General features: G+C 62.5%; 14 protein-coding genes and 1 riboswitch. Of the genes, 8 read left to right on the top strand and 6 right to left on the bottom strand.

Features of this window, described 5'->3' with window-relative positions; translation table 11 throughout:
• The first annotated feature begins 9 nt into the window (after positions 1–9).
• From ABDB81_RS13570 to ABDB81_RS13560, 3 genes are read left to right on the top strand one after another with little or no spacing between them, the layout of a single operon-like run.
• Positions 10–1,305, top strand: a complete 1,296-nt coding sequence (locus ABDB81_RS13570) for a hypothetical protein (protein ID WP_346811549.1) — start codon at positions 10–12, stop codon at positions 1,303–1,305.
• Positions 1,302–3,293: a hypothetical protein gene (locus ABDB81_RS13565; RefSeq protein ID WP_346811548.1), complete on the top strand. Its 1,992-nt coding sequence runs from the start codon at positions 1,302–1,304 to the stop codon at positions 3,291–3,293. The genes ABDB81_RS13570 and ABDB81_RS13565 overlap by 4 nt, the downstream gene beginning before the upstream one ends.
• On the top strand, positions 3,278–6,022 hold the full coding sequence (locus tag ABDB81_RS13560; protein ID WP_346811547.1) for a DEAD/DEAH box helicase: 2,745 nt from the start codon (positions 3,278–3,280) through the stop codon (positions 6,020–6,022). The genes ABDB81_RS13565 and ABDB81_RS13560 overlap by 16 nt, the downstream gene beginning before the upstream one ends.
• A gap of 3 nt (positions 6,023–6,025) precedes the next feature.
• Here ABDB81_RS13560 and ABDB81_RS13555 read toward each other — a convergent pair whose 3' ends face one another.
• From ABDB81_RS13555 to ABDB81_RS13530, 6 genes are all read right to left on the bottom strand, one after another.
• Positions 6,026–7,009, bottom strand: a complete 984-nt coding sequence (locus ABDB81_RS13555) for an ADP-ribosylglycohydrolase family protein (protein ID WP_346811545.1) — start codon at positions 7,007–7,009, stop codon at positions 6,026–6,028.
• A gap of 110 nt (positions 7,010–7,119) precedes the next feature.
• Positions 7,120–8,262, bottom strand: coding sequence for a methionine adenosyltransferase (gene metK, locus ABDB81_RS13550; RefSeq protein WP_346811543.1), 1,143 nt, complete (start codon positions 8,260–8,262; stop codon positions 7,120–7,122).
• A gap of 132 nt (positions 8,263–8,394) precedes the next feature.
• Positions 8,395–8,823 (bottom strand): DUF3293 domain-containing protein, encoded by a 429-nt coding sequence (locus tag ABDB81_RS13545; RefSeq protein WP_346811541.1) that lies wholly within the window; start codon positions 8,821–8,823, stop codon positions 8,395–8,397.
• Positions 8,824–8,852: 29 nt separating this feature from the next.
• Positions 8,853–8,958: riboswitch (SAM-I-IV-variant riboswitch) on the bottom strand.
• A gap of 201 nt (positions 8,959–9,159) precedes the next feature.
• Positions 9,160–10,371 (bottom strand): GIY-YIG nuclease family protein, encoded by a 1,212-nt coding sequence (locus ABDB81_RS13540; RefSeq protein ID WP_346811539.1) that lies wholly within the window; start codon positions 10,369–10,371, stop codon positions 9,160–9,162.
• Positions 10,371–12,389 carry a DEAD/DEAH box helicase gene (locus ABDB81_RS13535; RefSeq protein ID WP_346811537.1) on the bottom strand — a complete coding sequence of 673 codons (2,019 nt, stop codon included), beginning with the start codon at positions 12,387–12,389 and terminating at the stop codon, positions 10,371–10,373. The genes ABDB81_RS13540 and ABDB81_RS13535 overlap by 1 nt, the downstream gene beginning before the upstream one ends.
• Before the next feature lie 2 nt (positions 12,390–12,391).
• Positions 12,392–15,094, bottom strand: a complete 2,703-nt coding sequence (locus ABDB81_RS13530) for a DNA methyltransferase (protein WP_346811535.1) — start codon at positions 15,092–15,094, stop codon at positions 12,392–12,394.
• 525 nt (positions 15,095–15,619) lie between these two features.
• On the opposite strand from ABDB81_RS13530, the gene ABDB81_RS13525 reads away from it, so the two are divergent.
• The 5 genes from ABDB81_RS13525 to ABDB81_RS13505 all read left to right on the top strand — a co-directional run bounded on the left by ABDB81_RS13525 (position 15,620) and on the right by ABDB81_RS13505 (position 20,069).
• On the top strand, positions 15,620–15,949 hold the full coding sequence (locus tag ABDB81_RS13525) for a hypothetical protein (protein ID WP_346811534.1): 330 nt from the start codon (positions 15,620–15,622) through the stop codon (positions 15,947–15,949).
• Between the two features lie 170 nt (positions 15,950–16,119).
• Positions 16,120–17,085, top strand: coding sequence for a DUF932 domain-containing protein (locus ABDB81_RS13520; RefSeq protein WP_346811533.1), 966 nt, complete (start codon positions 16,120–16,122; stop codon positions 17,083–17,085).
• Positions 17,086–17,158: 73 nt separating this feature from the next.
• Positions 17,159–18,184 (top strand): lambda-exonuclease family protein, encoded by a 1,026-nt coding sequence (locus ABDB81_RS13515; protein ID WP_346811532.1) that lies wholly within the window; start codon positions 17,159–17,161, stop codon positions 18,182–18,184.
• On the top strand, positions 18,169–19,086 hold the full coding sequence (locus tag ABDB81_RS13510; protein WP_346811531.1) for a hydrolase or metal-binding protein: 918 nt from the start codon (positions 18,169–18,171) through the stop codon (positions 19,084–19,086). Before ABDB81_RS13515 ends, ABDB81_RS13510 begins: the two co-directional genes overlap by 16 nt.
• Positions 19,083–20,069: a hypothetical protein gene (locus tag ABDB81_RS13505; RefSeq protein WP_346811530.1), complete on the top strand. Its 987-nt coding sequence runs from the start codon at positions 19,083–19,085 to the stop codon at positions 20,067–20,069. Before ABDB81_RS13510 ends, ABDB81_RS13505 begins: the two co-directional genes overlap by 4 nt.
• Positions 20,070–20,100: the final 31 nt, after the last annotated feature.

Below are 20,100 nucleotides of genomic sequence, written 5' to 3'. Positions count from 1 at the left end.
CAATCTGCCATGTCATTGCTCGATCAACTGCCGCGGCTGTCCGCGTACGATCCTGGTGCAGTAGGTGAAGGGGGACTCGACCCGCTTGGGCTTGGTGCAATAGCGGATCGCATCGCGAACGTGTTAGCACCCGGGATCCGCGCCCGGATGGCCCAACCTCGCTTCGTCACGGTTTCCGCCATTGGTGCCATCGCGTACCAGACGCTGCATGAACTGACTGCGGACCAAGGAAAAACTACCGTCGACATCGCCTTCGAATGGCTTGTCGTCGAAGCCATCGTCCGCAATCCTGGAAATGGCCGCACTGAGGGGCTACCCGGCAGCCAAAAGGCCGCGCGCGCAAAGGCGGCGAATGAGCGGCTGAGTCGACGGACATACCTCAATGGCCCTCGAGTCTTTGGCTTCACCGGTGTCTATCGACCGTTTTCCCGCGATGTTGGCGTACTTACCTCAGATGACCTCCCGGCCGAGAACTCCGTGCGGTTGGTAAACGCGTGGGAGCGCGACTTCCAACTGCCCGGTTACGTCGATGGCGTCTCTGGCTCTCCTGGCGGGAAACTGCGCAGGGACATCACAGACGCCTGCAAGCGCACGATCGAGAAAGGAGAATGCGCTCTACCGCCGACCGGGCAACTCCTGCGCGAACTCTCAGACTACCTTGCCCCTCGGGAGGCGAGGTCAAATGAGCGGCGTGAATTGCGCGAACTCATCACCACGGGCGAGCACGACATCCGTAACGAACTCACTGCGAAGCTGGTTGCGAGTCCTCCATCTGCCGACACGACACAGCGGGATTTGGCATTGCAACTGCTGCCGGGGTCAAGCACGCTGACGGGGGAGGCACTTCAGGCAGCCATCGACTACGAAGACGCTGCCACCGCGCTCGACAACACGTTCCGGCGGTTCCTCGCCTATACAACGCAACAGCACGGCTCGGTGATCGCCCCGACCCACGCACTGCAGACTCCAGGGCTTGTGGAATTGGCTCCAAGGATCGGTGACCTCGTGCAGCGGGCCATCGCTTCTGTGGCGAACCTGAACGATGTGGGGCTGAGCAACGACACGGCGCATGGATTCCGACTGTTTGCAAATCGACTCACGCCTGGCGAATTCCTGGACGCGCTGATCGAGCGCCACGAAGAGGTACAAGCCAGCAAGAAGAAGCTCTCTTGGCTCGACCGGATCGAGGGCGACTGGACCGTCCGCACTCCATACCGGAATCAGAGCGGAGATCTGAAGGACGAGATATGGGCGCACCCGATGCGTCTGGTGACGCTGGCAAACTTCCTGAGAGAGACCGCATGAAGCCGACACCGCTGTTAGATTTCTGGCAGAAGCCCGCGAATGCTGGTGACCCGGTCGCGATGCTGGCCACAACGTTTGCATTCGAGCCGGACTTCTTTGAACAGAATTGCCTCGCCCGCTTCCTTGAGGTCTCCAGCGTGAACGAGGACAGCGGGACCGTCGACGATATCGTCGCCAGCGTCGAACTCCACGAACTGCTGCAGAACACGCGTGTGACGGTTCTGGCTGACCGCAGTGCGCCAGTTCAGCGCACGTCTTTGCTTTGGGACATGCTGAGCTGCCAGGTTAGCGGTGGTCTGCTCCACGCCAAGGTCACGGTACTGCTCTGGGAAAACGCGACGCGGGTGATCCTCGGCTCGGCAAACCTCACTGCGGCTGGCTATCGCCGCCAGATCGAGCTCGGCCTTGCGGCCGATCTTGGGCCCGGATGCCTGTTTCCACCTGACGTTCTAAACGCCATTGCCGATGAGCTGGAGTCGTACCTGCGGCTCGTCCCCGGCTACGACGCCGGCGCAGCGGTATTCGCACGTGCGGTAAGCACGCTGCGGCTGTTGCGGCAGCGCATCGCCCAACAACCGGCAGAGCGGTTGGCTGTGCGCGTTGCCTTTGCCCCGACGAACATGACGACCGGACCACTCGACCGGCTGAATGCCGTGTGGAGTGGGCCACAACCGCTTTGTGCCACGCATCTCTCACCGTTCTGGGACTCCAAGGATCCGACGGCCTTGGCCGCCACCCGGAAACTGCTCACCGGGCGTCCCGCGGACGAGCGCTCCCAGCACGTTGCCGTCGTCCTCGGCCCGCGCGGACAGATCTCCTTTTCGCAACATCTCGCTGAAGCTGTCGACTCGGTCCGGCAACTCAAAGCACTGGACGATGAGATTCGCACACTTCACGCAAAGTGCTTGCTCATTGAGAGCAAGGAATGGGTCGCCGCACTCGTTGGCAGTTCCAACCATACGAAATCTGGGCTCGGCCTCGCACCGGGTGGGCGCCACCGTGAGATGAACGTCTGGCTCGGGGCGCCCCGGAGCAGCAAGGAGGGCAAGGCACTCCTTAATCTCATCGAGCTCGGCAAGAACATCCCTTCGGACGCTGAGGAGGTCGAGCCGAAGGATGAGGACGTAGCCGAATTGCCAGCGCTGCCAACTTGCTTTGGCCTTTGCAGGGTGACGCATCGCTTGAATCGCTCAGCATGGGAGCTGCACCTCGGTATCACCGCGAACAACGAGATGCCGGCAGCCTGGGAAATCAGTCTTGCTGCTGGTGATCGACCGCTTCTTACGCGAACGCAGTGGGAGGCGAACAGCAGGCCCGAAACAGAAGTAATCGCGCTGATGCAGGAGGCGCTGCCAATGTATGTCCTCGTAAGGTGTGACGGCAATGAATTACCGTGGGCGGTGGTTGCCGACGACCGGCACGATCTACCGCCAGGGCCAGCGCTGTCAAGCCTCCGTGCGCAGCACTTGCTCAATGCGCTTGCGAGCGGCCGCTCACTGGCGCAGACGTTGCGCGAGGAGTTGGAGCGCAAGGAGGCGGAAAGGAAGTCTGGGATCAACCTGGATCCGCTGAAGCGACTCGAGGTCGAAGGGTCATTGCTGCGCAAGGGGCGTGCCTTAGCCGCGTCACTCAGCGCGATGCAGCGCCGTCTCGAACAGCGGGCAATCACTGCCGACACATTGCGTGCACGCCTCGCTAGCCCGCTCGGCCCCGAGTTTGTTGCCACCAAGGTTGCCGAAGCCTACGAAACTGGTCAGCAGACCAGGGCCGAAGCCATCTTCACCATTGCCGAGATCGCCCTCGCAGTCGGACGTGTAAATTGGGGGCACGTTCTTGAACATATCGACCGCGCCGAAGGGCTTTCGCTTGTCAACGAAAGCCTCGGACGACTCGACGCTCTTCGGGCTCGGGTCGGGGAAGAACCTGCCGACCTCGCGTCCTACGCCCGCCGCGCTGTCAAGGAGACTCGTGAATGCCTGGCCTTTTGACAAACCGCCTTCGTACAACGACCGAGCCCCGCTTCGAAGAAGACTGGACTCGCCAGCGTCGCACTGCCGCCGACATCCTCCGGAGACTGCAGACTCAGGAGGGAGTAATCCTGGCCGATCAGGTCGGCATGGGAAAGACGTACGTTGCCTTGGCTGTTGCAGTCAGCCAGATCCTCTCCACCCCCGATCTAGGGCAAGTCGTAATCTTCGTACCGGCGGCGGTAGCCGATAAGTGGGTGCGGGAGTGGCGAAAATTCAGCGAATCGCTCCTTGAACCAGGCAGCGGTATTCGCTGTGTGGATCAGCCCATCCGTAGCGGTGAGGAGTTCCTGAAGCAGCTCGATGACCATCCGGAAGACCGCAAACACATCATCGTAGTTACCCATACTGCGCTGACGGCGACGCTGAAGGACAACTTTATCCAACTCGCACTGCTTCACTATGCAACCCGTAGCGTGCAAGACGGCGCTGAACTTCGGCAACGCATCGTGAAGTGGTCTACGGGGCGGACCGGGCTGATCCGCAATCCCCAGTTCACCCCCGACCGTGTGGCCAAGCTCCTGGATACCGCGCCGTCGAAGTGGCGCGAAACATGGAGGCACCTCACCAGCCAAGTCCTGGCTGACGACCCAGTGCCGAAGGCGCTCGAAGGTGCCGCGCGCAATCTCCATTTGCATGACCTCCGAGCCGTCATTACCGATGCGCTGCCAATCAATTCGTCCGCGGGCATCAGCCAGCGCCTAGAGACGGCACGCAAGGCGCTGGCCGAAGCCACGCAGGACACATGGAGATGGATGCTCTCCTCCACCGACCTGGACCTGCCGCTGCTTATAGTGGACGAAGCGCACCGCCTCAAGAACCCGCGTACTCAGATCAGCCAACTGTTCGGGGAACGATCTGGCAACACGGGCGCGGGGGCCTTTGCAGGCATCTTTCGCAGGATGCTATTTCTGACGGCGACGCCGTTCGAACTCGGCCACTCGGAACTCATCGAGGTCCTCAGTCGCATGGGATCGGTTCGAACGCTCGAGCCTCCGCCTGCGCACACCTTGAAGGAACGCCTGGATAAATTGAAAAGGGTGCTCACGGACGCGCAAGCCAATGCCATCACCCTCGACGGTGCCTGGGGTCGACTCTCACCAGACGAACTGGCCGTGTTCGATGCGTGGGAGCCAGCCGCGCCACCTTCAGCCGAGATCGGTGCTGTCGCCCGCGAAGCATGGGAGCACGCGAAACTCGCCGTAAAGGCCCGTCACAAGATGCATGCGGCGCTACAGCCGTGGGTTATCCGCCATGAGCGTCCGCACCGGCGGGACTACCACGCCGGCGCAGCTATCACCGCCAACGGAAGCAGCGTATCGGGTGGTCTCCAGATCCCTGAGAGTGCCGCTTTACCGTTCTTGCTCGCCGCGCGTGCACAGTCAGTAGCGCTCGATGAAATGAATACGCGTCCACTCTTTGCCTACGGCATTGCCTCCTCCTACGAGGCATTCGGACGTCTTGGGTCGGGGCACACAGACGAGGGGCGCGATAGTGACCTGGCGAAAGAGGACCGCGAAAGCGATGGTGCACTAACACCAAGTCACGGCACGGCGTCCGACGCGGTTGGTTGGTACAGGCGCGAGATCGACATGGCATTGGAAAATGTCGATGTGCGTGACGCGCACCCCAAAGTACGAGCCACTGTCGAGAAAGCCGCACAGCTTTGGCTCGAGGGCGAGAAGTGTCTTATCTTCTGCTGGTTCATCAAGACTGGAGAGGCCGTCGAGCGCGCACTGGCGAAACACGTCGACAGCCTTATTCTTTTGCGGGCATCAGAAGCGCTCGGCACCGGCTCAGTCGAGGAGACCCGCAATGAACTCAGCCGGATCTCTGATCGCCTCTTTCGACGCGACTCCTCGTCGTATGAGCGCATTCGGCAGCTCCTTGAGGCTACACTCACTGAAGCTGCTGGCCGACACGGGGATGTCCTCGACCTCGTTGTCGATGCTGCAATTCGACACTTGCGCACGCCCAGCTACCTCATTCGCTACACACCGCTCGGTATCAGCATCACTGACGAGGAGGTGTGGGCAGGCATCAACGGGGCCAACCCTCGCGGCATTGTCCTGCTTGATCGATGGCGTCTGTTCGCCGAGCGTCTCGCGAGAGCGCGCAATCAGATCGAGGCCACCAACCCGAAGGACGAGCATGACAGCGAGTTCGCCCGCCTCAACGCCGCACTGCTCGGCGCACATACCGAGGATGACCAGACCATGCGGCGCGGCGCTAGCCTCCACCCCGTCCGACGAGCGCACGGAGGTACTGAACGTGATGTCCGGGAGCGTCTCATCGCCCTGTTCAACACACCGTTCTCCCCAGACTTGCTTGTCGCAAGCTCAGTCATGGGCGAAGGTATCGACCTTCACCAGGAGTGCCGGTTTGTCATCCATCACGACCTGGACTGGAACCCGAGCGTGCTCGAGCAGCGCACCGGGCGGCTAGATCGCATCGGCGCGTTTGCCGAACGCCAAGGGAAAAATATCGAAGTGTATGAGCCATACCTCGCCGGCACTCACGACGAAAAGATGTTCCGCGTGGTAAAGGATCGTGCACAGTGGTTCGACGTCGTCATGGGGCGGTCGGCCGGCGCAGACGAACACATCACAGATGCAGAAGAAACTCGATTACCGCTGCACCCCAAAATTCGCGAGGCACTAGCGATGGACCTGCGCAGCCCAAAGAAATAGATTTCATTCCGCGGTCGTACCCAGAAAGGCAGAGACAAAAGGCTCAACAATATCAAAGCCACGAAGCTGCTTCAGCCATCGGGCAGGAATTCCGCCAAGCCCGAACCGGATGCCAGCCAGTCCGCCAGCCACACATGCCGTCGTGTCCGTGTCGTTACCTAATGAGACAGCAGCCCTGACGACATCCTCGAACGTGGAGGCTTCGAGCGCGCGCCGCGCGGACCATATCGTGTCGAGCACGTAGCCCGTGCCACGCGGCGCGTCATGCTTAGGGAAGGCACGCAGGACGTCCAGCTCGCGGAGATATTTACCACCTTCCCGCGCGTCGGGCCATGACTTGTAGACCGTCTCGAGGCGACTGTCTGCGGATGCCCATGGCTCCGCCAGACCCTGCAGGTAGCCCGTGGCTACCAGACAATAGAATGCGCATGCGACCTGCGAGCGCGGATGGGCGTGCGTGGGTAGCGATTGCAGGTGGGCATCCCGCACGAGTGCAGAGTCAGGCCCCACATGCAAGAGGGCCAGCGGCAGGCAGCGCATCAGGCTGCCGTTACCGTTGTCCATGACCTCCCCCCCGCCCGACTCGCGCGGCGGCACCCCGTCGCGCAAATTGTCCAGCGCGTCGGCAGTCTGGATTCCGACGTCGAAGACCCGCCCGTCGACGGCCAGATAGCCATGGTCCAGCCAGCGCAGCAGCCGGTCGGCAAAATCGACGAGCGAGAACTTGCCGTGTTCGACTAGGGTGGCCAGCAGGCACAAGGCCTGAGCGCCGTCGTCGGACCAGGTACCTATTGGCACCCCGGTATGCGAGCGCGGGAAGCCAGCCAGCGGCTGCATCTCTATTGCATGGCACGCTGGCAGTTCCTGCGCCGAGTGAAATTCATATGGCACGCCAAGCGCGTCGCCCGCCAGCAAACCCACCAGGCCACCCAGCCTAGTATGCACGGGATGCTGCTGTGCCAACTCCAGAAATCCATAATGACTCATTCGGTATCCTCCTCGATCGTTCTTCCGCGCAGCATCCGCCTCACTAGCGATTGCCATCCTCACGCGTACGGCGCAGGCTCGCACCCGCACGCGCCCCGGCCAGCGGCGGCTCACTGCTCCCAGGGCAGGCTCACGTCCTCGCGGCCGAAATGGCCGTAGGCGGCGGTCGGGTAGTAGATGGGGCGCAGCAGGTCCAGGGTTTCGATGATGCCCTGCGGCCGCAGGTCAAATTCACGAGCCAGGTCGGCTGCGATGTCGCGCCGCGGCTCGGCCTCCGTCCCATACGTCTCGACCAGGAAGCTGACCGGCTCCGCCTCGCCGATCGCATAGGCGATCTGCACCAGGGCACGCCTCGCCCAGCCGCGGGTCACCACCTGCCTGGCCAGGTAACGCGCCATATAGGCCGCCGAGCGGTCCACCTTGGAGGGGTCCTTGCCCGAGAATGCGCCGCCGCCGTGGGGCGCCGCACCGCCATAGGTGTCGACGATGATCTTGCGGCCGGTCAACCCGGCATCCCCCTTGGGTCCCCCCGTGATGAAGCGCCCCGTCGGGTTGATCAGGCAGCGCAGCCCCTTGGCGCGCAAGTGTGCCGGGATCACTGGCTCGATCACATGCTCCAGCACGGCCGCGCGTAACGCTTCCAGCTCGATGCCCGCGTCATGCTGCGTAGAGAGCACCACGGCCTCGATTTGCATAGGGCGGCCGTCGACGTAGCGGAAGCTCACCTGCGACTTCGCATCGGGCTGGAGCCAGGGCAAGACGCCCCGCCGCCGCAGTTCGGCCTGGCGCCGCACCAGCCGATGGGCGTAGACGATCGGTGCCGGCATCAGCTCGGGCGTCTCGTCGGTGGCATAGCCGAACATCAAACCCTGGTCTCCCGCTCCCAGGATGCCGTCGGCGCGATCGACACCCTGGTTGATGTCCTGCGACTGGCCGTTGAAGCGGATCTGGACTTCACAGCGCTGCGGGTCGATGCCCGTTTCGGCATCACGATAGCCGGTCTCGCGGAGCACCTCGCGCACCAGGGTCTCGGCCGAGGCACGCACGGCATCAAAGTCATCGCGGCGCCGCGTCTTGAACTCGCCAGCGACAATCACGCACCGGTCCGCCAGCAGCGTCTCGCAAGCGACGCGCGAGTGGGGATCACGTGCCAGGAAGGCGTCGAGGATACGGTCGGAAATACGGTCGGCGAGCTTGTCCGGGTGACCTGCGGAAACCGATTCCGAGGAAAAAAGGCCGTTGCGAATCGTCATGGATCTCTCCTGTTTAGCCGCTTTTGACCGAGCGTCAGGGGGCGGCAAGCTGGAACAAATCCCCCCGGTCCCTTTCCCCGTGCGGGGCGGCGGACCCACCGTTTCTTCATTCAGATCTAAATCTGTCCGGGCTTAGCGCAGCAGGATCAATCGCGGCACGGCATCGGCGCCCGACCAGACGATGGCGTTCTGGCCAAGCTGCGTGCCCAGTGCCTTGGCGTCGTCCAGGCCCAGGCCAAGCACCAGGTAACTTGCCTCGCCCGGCCAGCCATTGGCGGGATGCTGGCCGATGCCATCGATGTAGCGCAGGCCGCGTTGCCGCAGCGTCTCCGCCAGAGCCTGCTGCAGCTCGGCGTTGCGGGCCGGCTCCTGCTCCTCGCTGAAGGGATTGCATGCCGTGATGTAGGCGCTGCAGGCCACGCCGGCTGCCTCGTGCAAGGCCGACAACACGGGGTTGGCCTCGCCCACCTTCAAGGTGGCTGGCGTGTTGCCGTGCACGTGGTAGTGCGTCTCCAGGTAAGCCTGGATGACGTCTTGAGGAATCGCCGAGTCAGACAACAAAAAAACCCTCCGTGAAAGGAGGGTCGACGCTTTACCCGCTTGGTTGCTCCTGCAGGAGCCACATCCGCTTTCGCGATCCACCTTGCCCGGGACGGCAGGTTGGCATGGGCGTCGACCCAATTCAAAATGCGCGGCAATTAGAGCACACGCAATTCCTGTGCGTCAAGCCCTGGTTGAGTCGACAGATTTGATGAAGGTGCGGGGGTCGATTTCCCTGGGAGCGCCGCGTCACTATATCGATCGAACCACTCGAGTTCGGGTCAAGCCGGCCACTTTCCTGCGAAAAGTGGCTCAGCTCTGGCTTGGCTTGCACGGGTCCGCGCCAGCCTTGATTCGCTAGGAATCTACCTTAACGATGGAGCACGTCTTGTGGTCATATTGGTAGCGCAAAATGCTGCCGTCGACGATGAGCGGAACGACCTGCTCGATGATCGACAGCGGCAGCAGGAACCATTCGCGTGGTCGAATCGGCTTGCCGAGGCGATCCATGATCTCGATGTCCAGGCGAGCCTGAGCGAAGAAGTGGTGGACCAACCGCTCGAAGGCATTGGCATTGAGGTTGATCGCCTCGTAGGTCATTACGGGCTTGACCGGCGCCATCAGGAAGGTTGGGTCGTCCGCAGCCGCGCGGATGCGTGCGTCCAGGGTCCCCGTGGTGAAGCCAATCTTGAAGAGCTGCCCGTCGAGGGCCGCGATCTCCGGCTGGGTCGAGAGGCTCCTGACCACATAGATCAGCCCCGTGACGCGCTCGCCGGGGCCGGCGGGGCGCTCGACGACTTGGGTGTCCGTGGCGCCAAAGAGCGGGCCCGCGTGCGGGTCGGAAATCCGCCGCCCGTTGGGGTCCTTGTAGAGCTCAGTCGCGAGCGAACGCAGCAGGTTGTTACCCTCGGTCCCATTGTCGAAGATCAGGCGCAGGCGCGCGTTGCGCTTGCCGTTGCGCACGTGCGGGTCGCGCACCTCGGCCACGTAGACCATCACCCCATTGAGGATGAAGAAGCTGCCGGCCTCAATGTCCTGCTCGTTGGCGAAGCGTATGCTCTTGCGATCGCCGGAGGACAGCTCGGCGGCCGTCTTGTCGAATAGTGGGCGGAACGCCTCGAAATCCTCGCACTTTGCCCTCTCCGAGACCATCTCTGCCTTTGCCGGCGACGACTTGACGTGGCGCATCTCGAAGAGGCCTCCGTTGGGATCGACGAGCAGGTCGTCGTCGAGGTCGAGGATCTCGTCGAGCGACTTGGGCTCTGGCTTGGCGTTGGCCAGCAGGCCGTGGCGGTCTCGCCCCTTGATCGCGGCATGCAGCCCCGGGTTCTCCTGGTAGGCGCGCAAGCGCGTTTGCAAGGCGCGTTCAGTGACGGTGACCTTACGCTCCTTGGGCCCCTGCCCCGGCGCATGCCCGTAGCGGTCGACGAAGCTGTTGATCTCCTCGAACTGCGCCCGCGCCCGCGCGGCCTCGTCGTTGGCGGTCGAGAACTTAGGCTTGACGTCGAGAAGGCCAGACCCGTCGTCTTCTGCTAGAAGCTCGTCGAGCGTCAGCTTCTTGGTAACCATCACGCGCCTCCGGCGGACATGCGCTTGCGCTTGGCGTCGCGCAGCCAGGCGAGCGCCTCGGCCATGCGCCGCTCGAGCGGATTGGCCGAGCCCAGACTTGGCTCGGCCCCGCGCTCAACCAGAAAAGTCTTGATGCGGGGGTAGAGCGCGACGGCCTCCTCCTCGCTCATCGCGATCTTGGTCATGGCGATAGCACCGTGGATGGTCCGCAGCACATCCGCCGTCACCGACTTCGAGAGGATCTCGTAGGCGCGCTGGAACGGGTTGATCTGGTCGATCATGTCGATGGTGAGCTCATCGATATTGACCAGGCGCTCGGCCATGCGCACGAAGCGCGTGTCGCCCTTGTCGTCGGGGCCTGGGCCCGTGGGGCCACCCGCCCCCCCTCCACCGATCTCGACCTCGGGGCTCTTGAAGACGCCGTTGGCCACCACGGCCTGGCGCACCTCCTCAAGTTCCTCCGGGGTGAGGTCGGGATATTTCTTCTGGATCACGCGCGGAATGAAGACCTCGCTGACCACCTCGGGGGCGATCTCGTCGGGATTCATGGCGGCGCGCAGGACGGACTCGTCCTGGAAGATCGCGGCGGTCAGGTCGGCCAGGTCTGTCTCGATGATCTGGCGCGATCGCTCGGTCGAGGGCTCGGCGAAGCCCTTGATCTTGATCACGCGGGTGCCTGGGTCGCCGTCGTACACGATATCGACCTCCTTGGGCGAGCCGTCGATCTCGTCGCCGTCGTCTTTGGTCTTGAACTTGAAGTTCGGGGCCAGAACCTGCTCCATCAGCAGCGAGCACGCGATCGCCTTGAGCATGTTGTTGACCGCATCCGCCACGCGATCCTCGGCGGCGTCTGGCTCGGCGATGAGGTTGGTGAACTGGGCGTGGGTCTTGTCCGGCGCGTCGCGCGTAGCCCGGCCGATGATCTGGATCACCTCGGTAAGTGAGCCACGATAGCCGACCGTGAGGGCATGCTCGCACCAGATCCAGTCGAAGCCCTCCTTGGCCATGCCCAGGGCGATGATAACGTCGACGTCGTCGCGGTCCCTCACTTCGCGCAGGGTCGCCATCACGCGCTCGCGCTCGGGGCCGTCGTCGACCAGGTCGGCGACCTTGATGATCTCGCCGCTCGATCGGCGCACCAGGTGGAAGCCCGTGCGCTCGTCGCGCTCGACCACACTGCCGAGATGGTCAAGGATGCGGTCGACTTCGCCGAGCTTGCCGTCGCGCGTGGCCTCGGCCGAACGCACGCTGGGGATGTGGATGATGGTCTTCTTAGTCGGATCGAGGATCTCATGGATGGCGTCGACATATGGGCCGCGGTAGAAGTGGTAGCCGATGCCGAGCGTCTTGAGATCCTTGTAGCCGTTGAGCTGCTCGTAGTACGTGTATGTGACGCGATTGAAACGCGCCTCGTCCTCGGGCCGCAGCACCGGCGTCGCGTCGCCCCGGAAGTAGCTGCCAGTCATGGCGACGATGTGCGCCTTGTCGCGCTCGACAAGGGCGCGAACCAACTCCCCCAGACGGCTGTTCTCATCGGCGGAGGCATGGTGGAACTCGTCGATCGCCAGCAGGCAATTGTCGAAGGCGGTCGAGCCGAGCTGCTCGAACGCGAAGCGTAGCGTCGCGTGGGTGCAGATCAGGACCTTGGCGTCGCCCTCCATAAATTCGGCGAAGGCGCGCGTCTTTTGCGCGCCGCCAGCCAAGGTCAGGTTCCATTGCGGGTCGACCTCCCAGTCGGCGAAGAAGCCGTCCTTCGAGAGCGGCGTCGACTTAAACGAGGACCCGATGGAGCGCTCTGGCACGGCGACGACCGCCTTGCGCACATTCTGGTTGATGAGCTTGTCGAGGGCGATGAACATCAGCGCGCGCGATTTGCCGGAGGCGGGCGGCGCCTTGACCAGCAGGTATTGCGAGCCGCGCTCGTCAAAAGCCCGGGCCTGCATGGCCCGCATGCCCATCTCGTTGGTCGATTGGCTGGCGCCTGATTGGGCGTAGGTGACCTTGATGAAATCGGCCATTTTTAAGCGACTCCCTGAAGGGTTCGCGCCTTAGCTGGCGCGGCGCCGCCCTTGCGCTTGAGGGCGACGTATTGCTTGAATAAATATTCGAGGCGTTCGGTGTCGTTGCGAAACACACGACCAATGCAGATGCGCTCGAGCGTTGCGTCAAGCGCGCGATGGGCGTCGAGGATTGCTGCAGGCATAGTCTCCGGGTCGTAGAGCCAGGCGATGGTCTTGCCAGGGAACGACTCGCGTGCCGCCATAATTGCCCAAGCGTGCTGCTCGAGCTCATCGCGCTGTTCTGCCGAAAGAGATGGCACTGGGAAGGAGTGATACCCCATCGTGTTGGAATACCGAATTCGAGTCTCAAGCCCACCGCATACCGTCGAAGCCCAGACAGCGTGAAGGCGCGACGAGAGAAGCGCCATCACATACGCTTCACTGTTGTAGATGGCGAAGCTGTTGTCGTTGATGATGGTCGAGTCGCCATCCACGAATCCAATCGTTAGGTATTGCCGCGTCTCGGAGAAGACACGTGGAACGATAATCGCGTCGACTCCAAATCCCTGGATTTGCCGGAAACGATAAGAGAAGAGTGCATAGTCGCGCGTTTGTGGCGCCGGGCTTGACAAGCGGAATTTCTCGACCGCAACGATGCGCGCCTTTATGGGCGGAATCGACTCGGCCAGCTCCCGTTGATCGTCAAGAATCCAAAGGCAATATCGTTCGATCCCCTTGATGAACTCTTGCGATCCGATATAGCGCCGAATGAGCGGAGCTGCATTTGGGAAGCTCGCGATTAGCCTGTCTTTCTCCTCGGGCAGCAGGATGAAGTTCCCATCATCTGTCGCCTTGTTGCCCCAGTCCATCTTCGGCAGGCCGTTGATGGGACGCGATTCCTTCACAACGATGGTGTCGTCCATCTCGATCAGATAGGGGCTGATGTTCTTGACAGAACGCGAAAGATCAGCCGAGTAAAGCGTCTTCCTGGCTCCGCTCTTTTGTCTGATGCCAACGATGACGCAAGTCACTCCCGCCACTTGGGAGGCATTGTTGCGCCATTTGAAGGCTTGATGCGCAAACCCGATTTCCATGCCTCGCTGAAAAATGAGGGGCCACAGCATGGCCACTTGTTCGCCTTGCGTGATTGAGTTGGTGGCGACGAATGCGCATTGCGCTTGAGTCGTCTTGGCATAGTCGGCAGCCTTCAGGTACCAAGCTGCCACATAGTCGAGGTTGCGGTAACTGTCCGTAATCGGCTTAAAGATCTGGTCCATGTCCGCCTTCTGCGCCTTGTCCTGGTTGGAACTGCCGAGGTAAGGCGGGTTGCCCACGACGAAGATCTCGGTGTCGTCCTTCGGGGGGCACACGCGCAGCCAGTCGCAACGCAAAGCGTTGTCGTGGACGATGTTGCCGCTGTCGCGCAAGGGCAGCGCGGGCGGGGCCGTGCCGAACTGCTCCTTGAACTGCTCGTTCATCTGATACTCGGCGATCCAGAGTGAGAGCTTGGCGGTTTCAGCCGCGAAGTCCGCAATCTCGGTGCCATAGAACTGGCTCAGGTGGACCCCACTCATCGGAATCGCGCCCTTGCCCAACTCGGCGAGGCGGGCGAAGATGCGGCTCTCCAGCTTGCGCAGCTCGCGGTAGGCGATGATCAGGAAGTTGCCCGATCCGCAAGCCGGGTCGAAGACACGGATACCGTATATCCGCTTGAGCAAGCGCATGAGCTTGGCCTCGCTGTCGCGCGCCAGCTCGAAGTCCTCTTCGAGCGAGAGCAGGAACAGCGGCTGGAGCGCCTTCATGATGTTGGGCACGGATGTGTAGTGCATGCCCAAGTCGCCGCGCATCTGGGGCTCGACGACCGCTTGGATCATCGAACCGAAGATGTCCGGGTTGATCGAGGACCAGCGCAGCTCGCCGCAATCACGGAAGAGGCGGCGAGCCCGACGCGAGAACGCCGGAATGGGGACCTCTTCTTGGAAGAGGCCGCCGTTGACATAGGGGAAGCGCCGCGCGAACTCGGGCAGCGAGCCGCGCTTCGTCGGCGTCAGGGCCAGCGCCTGGAAAATCTTTGAGAGCGCGTCGGCAAAGTCCGATCCGTCGTCGATCGAGACGCTCAACGCCGTCCGGGTGAAAAGGCCGTGTTCGAAAATCGAAGTGTCCTCCGCAAAGAAGCAGAAGAGCAGCCGGGTCATGAAGAGGTTGAGGCTGTGCGTGCTGGCCTCATCACGCCACTTCGGATTGGCCTCCAAAATGGCGTCATAGAGCTTGGCGACGCGCCCCGTTGCCTTGATGTCGGCTTGGCTTTCCGCGACGCCCGTGTAGCGTTCGATGTTGGCCAAAGGCAGGAAGAAGTCGAATGCATCATTCGCCTTGGCAAACTCGATGTCCAGCGGCGTGTCGAACTTCATGTCACGCGCGAGTAGTTCGCCGCCGTCTGTCGCCAAAAGAAACCGCGGCGGATCTTTCGCTTTTTCCGTGGCCGCGATCATCGCGTTGAGCGTCTCGGACGCCTTACCCTGGGGCGCGGATCGAAACAGCAGCTTGCGCTTCCAATACACCTCATCGTGCGGGGCGGCCTGCTTGCCCTGCGATTGGCGCAGTTTGGTGATGGTCGCCTTGGGGGCGTCGTAGACGGCCATGAGGTCGAAGGCAAAGCTCTTGGCGTCAAAAGGTTTCTCGACCAAGTCCTTAAGCGAAGACTCGATTTCCGCGATGTTCATAGGTTTAGGTCTCTTATTCTTCGAGTGAGATGCCACCACCAATGGAGCGGCGCCACCCATGCTGCAGCGGGGCAATCTTTTGCCACGCAAAGTTGCAAAATTGTAACAATGGTCACCGCACCTGGGGCGCTCACATTGGGTTGGCGTTGTAAAAGCGCCCTACAGCGGGGTGCCCACTTGGGCACGCCACACGGAGCAGCCCGTTTTCTTACTGGGACGGTGAATCTCGCCAATGAGGCGCACGCGCACCAACTCGAAGGTTCCCACTAATTCAGCAGCTGCTATATCGCGTGCCCTGAGACCCCAGATTTTTTCAATCACATATCACGACTCTGAGTGCGGCAGGCTAATCGTCTGTCGGTCACGTCGGCAGCATGAGTGAATTTTTGCCAGGCTGCCCGTGAGAGTTCGATATTTGCCCTTGGTGGGCTTTTCATCTCTCTCCGTGCCTCCGTTGCTGCACCTCGGAAAGCGTCAATAGCCGGAAGCCACCTACGTTCACCCTTACCTTGAGAATTTTCCCAGATGACATCCTGTCCCCAATGCGGCTCAACCCGCATCGAAGCCCGCGACATTGGCAAGAAAGCCGGTGGCACCATCGGCGCAGCCGCCGGCGCAGCCAGTGGTGCTGCGGCAGTGCTATCCGGCGCGGAAGCTGGCGCAACAATCGGCGCATTCGCCGGCCCTGCCGGCATATTGCTCGGCGGCGTGGCTGGCGCCCTGATGGGTGGCCTGCTTGGCGGCGTCACAGGTTGCGCAGCCGGTGCGGCCGTCGGCGAAGCGCTTGACGAGAACGTGCTTGGCAACGCGCAATGCCTCGACTGCCACCTCACGTTTTCCCATAAGCGTGCCTGAGCATCGGCGCCGCCGATATTCCCCGCGGCGCACTGTCTTTGCATCTTTGCGGCCTTGCGCACCCTTGTGCCCGCTTCACATTTCCCTCTGAAGTTTTCCCATTTTCCACATGCAAGCTGCCCGGCATTGGCCGGGCTTTATGCACTTGTCCATTCAACAAAGGAGTTTCCATGCATCTCGTCCAATCCATGGCCTACGTCAACGCTACCCCGTGGCATGGCCTTGGCAAACAACTCACTCCCAATCAACCTCTCGAAATCTGGGCGGAGCGCGCTGGCATGAACTGGCGTATCGAGGAATCCCAAGTCCGCTTCGTTTCCGGCGACACGGGCTTGGGCGCCATTCACGCCTTTCCCGAGCAGAAGGTGCTGTACCGTTCAGACACCAAGGTACCGCTGTCAGTGGTGTCGGCGCGCTATCAAGTCGTGCAACCCGCCGAAATCCTGGAGTTCTATCGCGATCTGACGGAGGTCGGCGGCTTCGAGCTCGAAACGGCTGGCGTGCTCAAGGAAGGCCGTAAGCTTTGGGCACTCGCCAAGACCGGCCAGAGCGCCACCCTCAAGGGTCGCGACAAGGTCAACGGCTACCTGCTGCTGGCCACGGCCTGTGATGGAACGCTGGCCACCACCGCGCAGTTTACGTCGGTGCGGGTGGTTTGCAACAACACCCTCTCGATTGCCCTGGGCGACAGCACTGGGGCGATCAAGGTACCGCACCGGAGCCAGTTCGACGCACAGGCAGTCAAGCGTCAGCTCGGCATCGCGATCTCCTCGTGGGATGGCTTCATGGCCCGCATGAAGGCGCTCTCTGAGTGCCGAGTTAAGGACGATGCTGCCGAAACCTTCTTCCGGCGCGTGCTGACGTATCCGACGGGAAACGCCACGGATCGCCCCACCACCAGCCTCAATGACAGCGCAATCAAGACGGTGCAACAGCTCTACGTGGGGCGCGGCAGGGGAGCACTGCTGGCCTCGGCAGACGGTACGGCCTGGGGCTTGGTCAACAGCATCACCGAGTTCGTCGATCACCACCGCCGGGCACGCAGTGACGACCACCGTCGCGACGCCGCCTGGTTCGGTACGGGCGCCTCGCTCAAGCAGAAGGCTTGGGAAGAAGCAATGAAGCTGGTCGCATGAATTTCTCAAACCACGTCATAACCGCCCGGCCGGGACTTCCCGCCGGGCGGCATTTTTGTATCTGGAGGTGTGTATGTCTCATGCGGTAACGGCCCAGCGCACCCGGAATCTCCCAGCGCTGCGGCTGGTGGACACCAAGAAATTGAGCCGGGACGACTGGCTGGCTGTGCGCAAAACCGGCATCGGTGGCTCGGACGCCGCCGCAGCGGTCGGACTCAACCCTTATCAGAGCCAATTGGAATTGTGGCTGGAGAAGACCGGACGGGACGCGGGCCTGGTCAAGCCCGACCCCATGGACACCACCGAGCCGGTCTACTGGGGCTCACTGCTGGAGCCGATTGTCGCCGCGGCCTATACCCAGCAGACCGGGCGGCGGGTGCGCAAAATCAATGCGGTCCTGCGCCATCCCACGGTGCCCTACATGCTCGCCAATATTGACCGGGAGATTATCGGCGCGCCGGATGCGCAGATCCTCGAGTGCAAGACAGCCGGAGAGTTCGGGGCACGTCTGTGGCGCGAAGGTGTACCGGAGTACGTTCAATTGCAGGTTCAGCACCAGTTGGCGGTGACCGGCAAGCTGGCCGCTGATGTCGCCGTGCTGCTCTGTGGCCAGAAGCTGGAAGTGCACCGCATCGAGCGCGACGAGGCCCTGATCGGCCAGCTAATCCTGCTGGAAGCGCGCTTCTGGCAATTTGTAACGGCAGACACCCCGCCTCCAGCCGATGGTTCGGACTCGGCCAATGCGGCGCTGCGCTGCCTGTACCCACGGGACAGCGGCCAGACCATCGACTTCAGCGAGGACCGTCAACTGAGCGCGACATTTGCGGATCTGGTGGCCATGCGAGGCGAGATTGCCCTGCGCGAAGAAGCCGAAGCCCGCCTCAAGCAGACGATCCAGCAGGCCATGGGCGACGCCTCCCGGGCGCTGTTCGAGACTGGAGAAGTCACCTTCAAGCGCAGCAAGGATAGCTCCGGCATCGATCTGAAAAGGCTGCTGGCGAACCACCCGGCACTCCAGGCCGCCTATGTCATCACCAAGCCCGGCTCACGCCGGTTTCTGATTCACCCTCACGGAGGCACCCCATGCTCAAAGGCTTAAGTATCACCCCGCCCATCATCGGGCGGATTTCCATCGGCCGCGTGGTCGAAAAGAACGGCAAGCGTCTGCCCGAGAAGGACGACCAGTTCACCCTGACCAGCCAAGTACAAAACCGGCAAGGTTGGGTCCTTCACCCGTTGGATGAAGCGTTGCGTAAGGCCGGCAGCAGCAAACTGCGCGCGATACCCGTGCGCCTGCTCTTCAACGACCCGTACCTAAATCTGCGTGCGGAATACTCTCTCTTTGATCGCGAGACCGGACGCCCGATCTGCGTCGGCAACGGCGAGACCTGTAAGCGCGTGGGCGCCGAAGGCGTTGCCATAGCGCCCTGCCCGTCGCCGGACGGCTGTAGCTTCGGCAAGGCTGCCGGCTGCAAGCCCTATGGGCGGCTCAACGTGGTTATCGGCGATGACGACGAGCTAGGGTCCTTTATCTTCCGCACAACCTCTTACAACAGCATCCGCACGCTCGCGGCGCGCCTGCACTATTACGGCGCGGTGTCCGGAGGGCTGCTGGCCTGCCTGCCGTTGGAACTGAAGCTGCGCGGCAAGTCGACCACGCAGAGCTATCGATCCGCCATCTACTACGTCGACCTAGGCGTGCGTGCCGGCAGTACGCTGGAGGACACCATCGGGCAAGCTCGGGAGTTGAATGTTCAGCGCAAAGCGGCCGGTTTCGATCAGGGCGCCCTGGATGCTGCCGCCAGGCTGGGCTTCAGCAATGGCGCGTTCGAGGACAGCCCAGAAGAGGCCGCTGCGGTCGTAGAAGAGTTTTACCCCGAGGCCGCGCATGGCGGGCCGGAATCGAACGGGGACGGATCGGCCACGGGCGAGGCGCCGGCGACGACGCTGCGTGACAAGCTAGACCGGCAAGCGGCACTGCTCGGAGGCAAGGCAGCATGATTGGCTTTCGCCGCAGTGTCCTGGTGCTGGCGGCGAGTGCGACGGTGACTGCGATCAGCCTGTCCGTTCTGGCTGGGTGGCAGCGTGGAGGTTCCCTGACGGAGCGTTTGGTGTGGGTGGCCATCGGTGTGGTGCTGATTGGCTGCGCACACCTGCTGCCGGCACTGACCCGGGAGTCACCGCCTGCGATACGCGGCGCGGCCACCGTGCTGTGGGTGGCCAGCCTGCTCACAACGTCGTACGGTCATCTGACTTTCTTCCTGCTCGCCCAGCACCATGCCGGAGAACTGCGGGCGGCTACGCTGCCTGCTACCGAGTCGCAATCCGACCGCAGTCTCATGGTCGTGATGGCGCAACGAGCCGACGTCATCGCGCGACTGGCGGCGGCCAACGCGCAGCGCTGTACCGGCAACTGCCCGACGCTGGAAGGCCGGCGCGTTGCGCTGGCCGCCACGCTCGATGCGCTGGAGGCCGAGGCAAGCGACATCCGGCGCGGGCAAGCCGCGCGAGATCGGGCCGTGGAGCGGCATGACGCTGTGATCGCCGATCCGGTCACGGCGCGACTGGCCGCGTTACTCGGCACGACGACGGCCCGGGTCGATCTTCTGTCGGGGCTGACATTCGCTGCCGTGCTGGAAGGCGTCGCATGCCTGCTGTGGACCGTCACCCTGCGACTACAGCGACCGTCCCCAGATGTTCCGCCGGTCGTAGCTCCCGTCACAACCGCTCGTATCCAAGTCACGCCGAGTCACGAGCTGGAGCCAGGCAGTCACAAGTCCGTGACGGAAGCCGTCACACCGCAGGCTTCCCCCGCCCAGGCCAGTAATGCCGGGACGGAGGACGACCTGAGGCGACTGCGGCAGGCTGTCACGGCCGGAGAACTGCGGCCGACCGTCACCGGCATCCGCCGACATCTCGGCTGCTCTCAAGCCAAGGCATCGGCATTGCGCCGGCAGCTCGTATCCCAGCCCAGCATCTCGTAGTTCGTCCGGCATCTTTCACACGCTGGACGTC

Origin of the sequence: Cupriavidus sp. DL-D2 (genome assembly GCF_039710735.1) — a bacterium.
GTDB lineage: Bacteria > Pseudomonadota > Gammaproteobacteria > Burkholderiales > Burkholderiaceae > Cupriavidus.
This window is presented reverse-complemented; position numbering and strand designations above follow the sequence as displayed.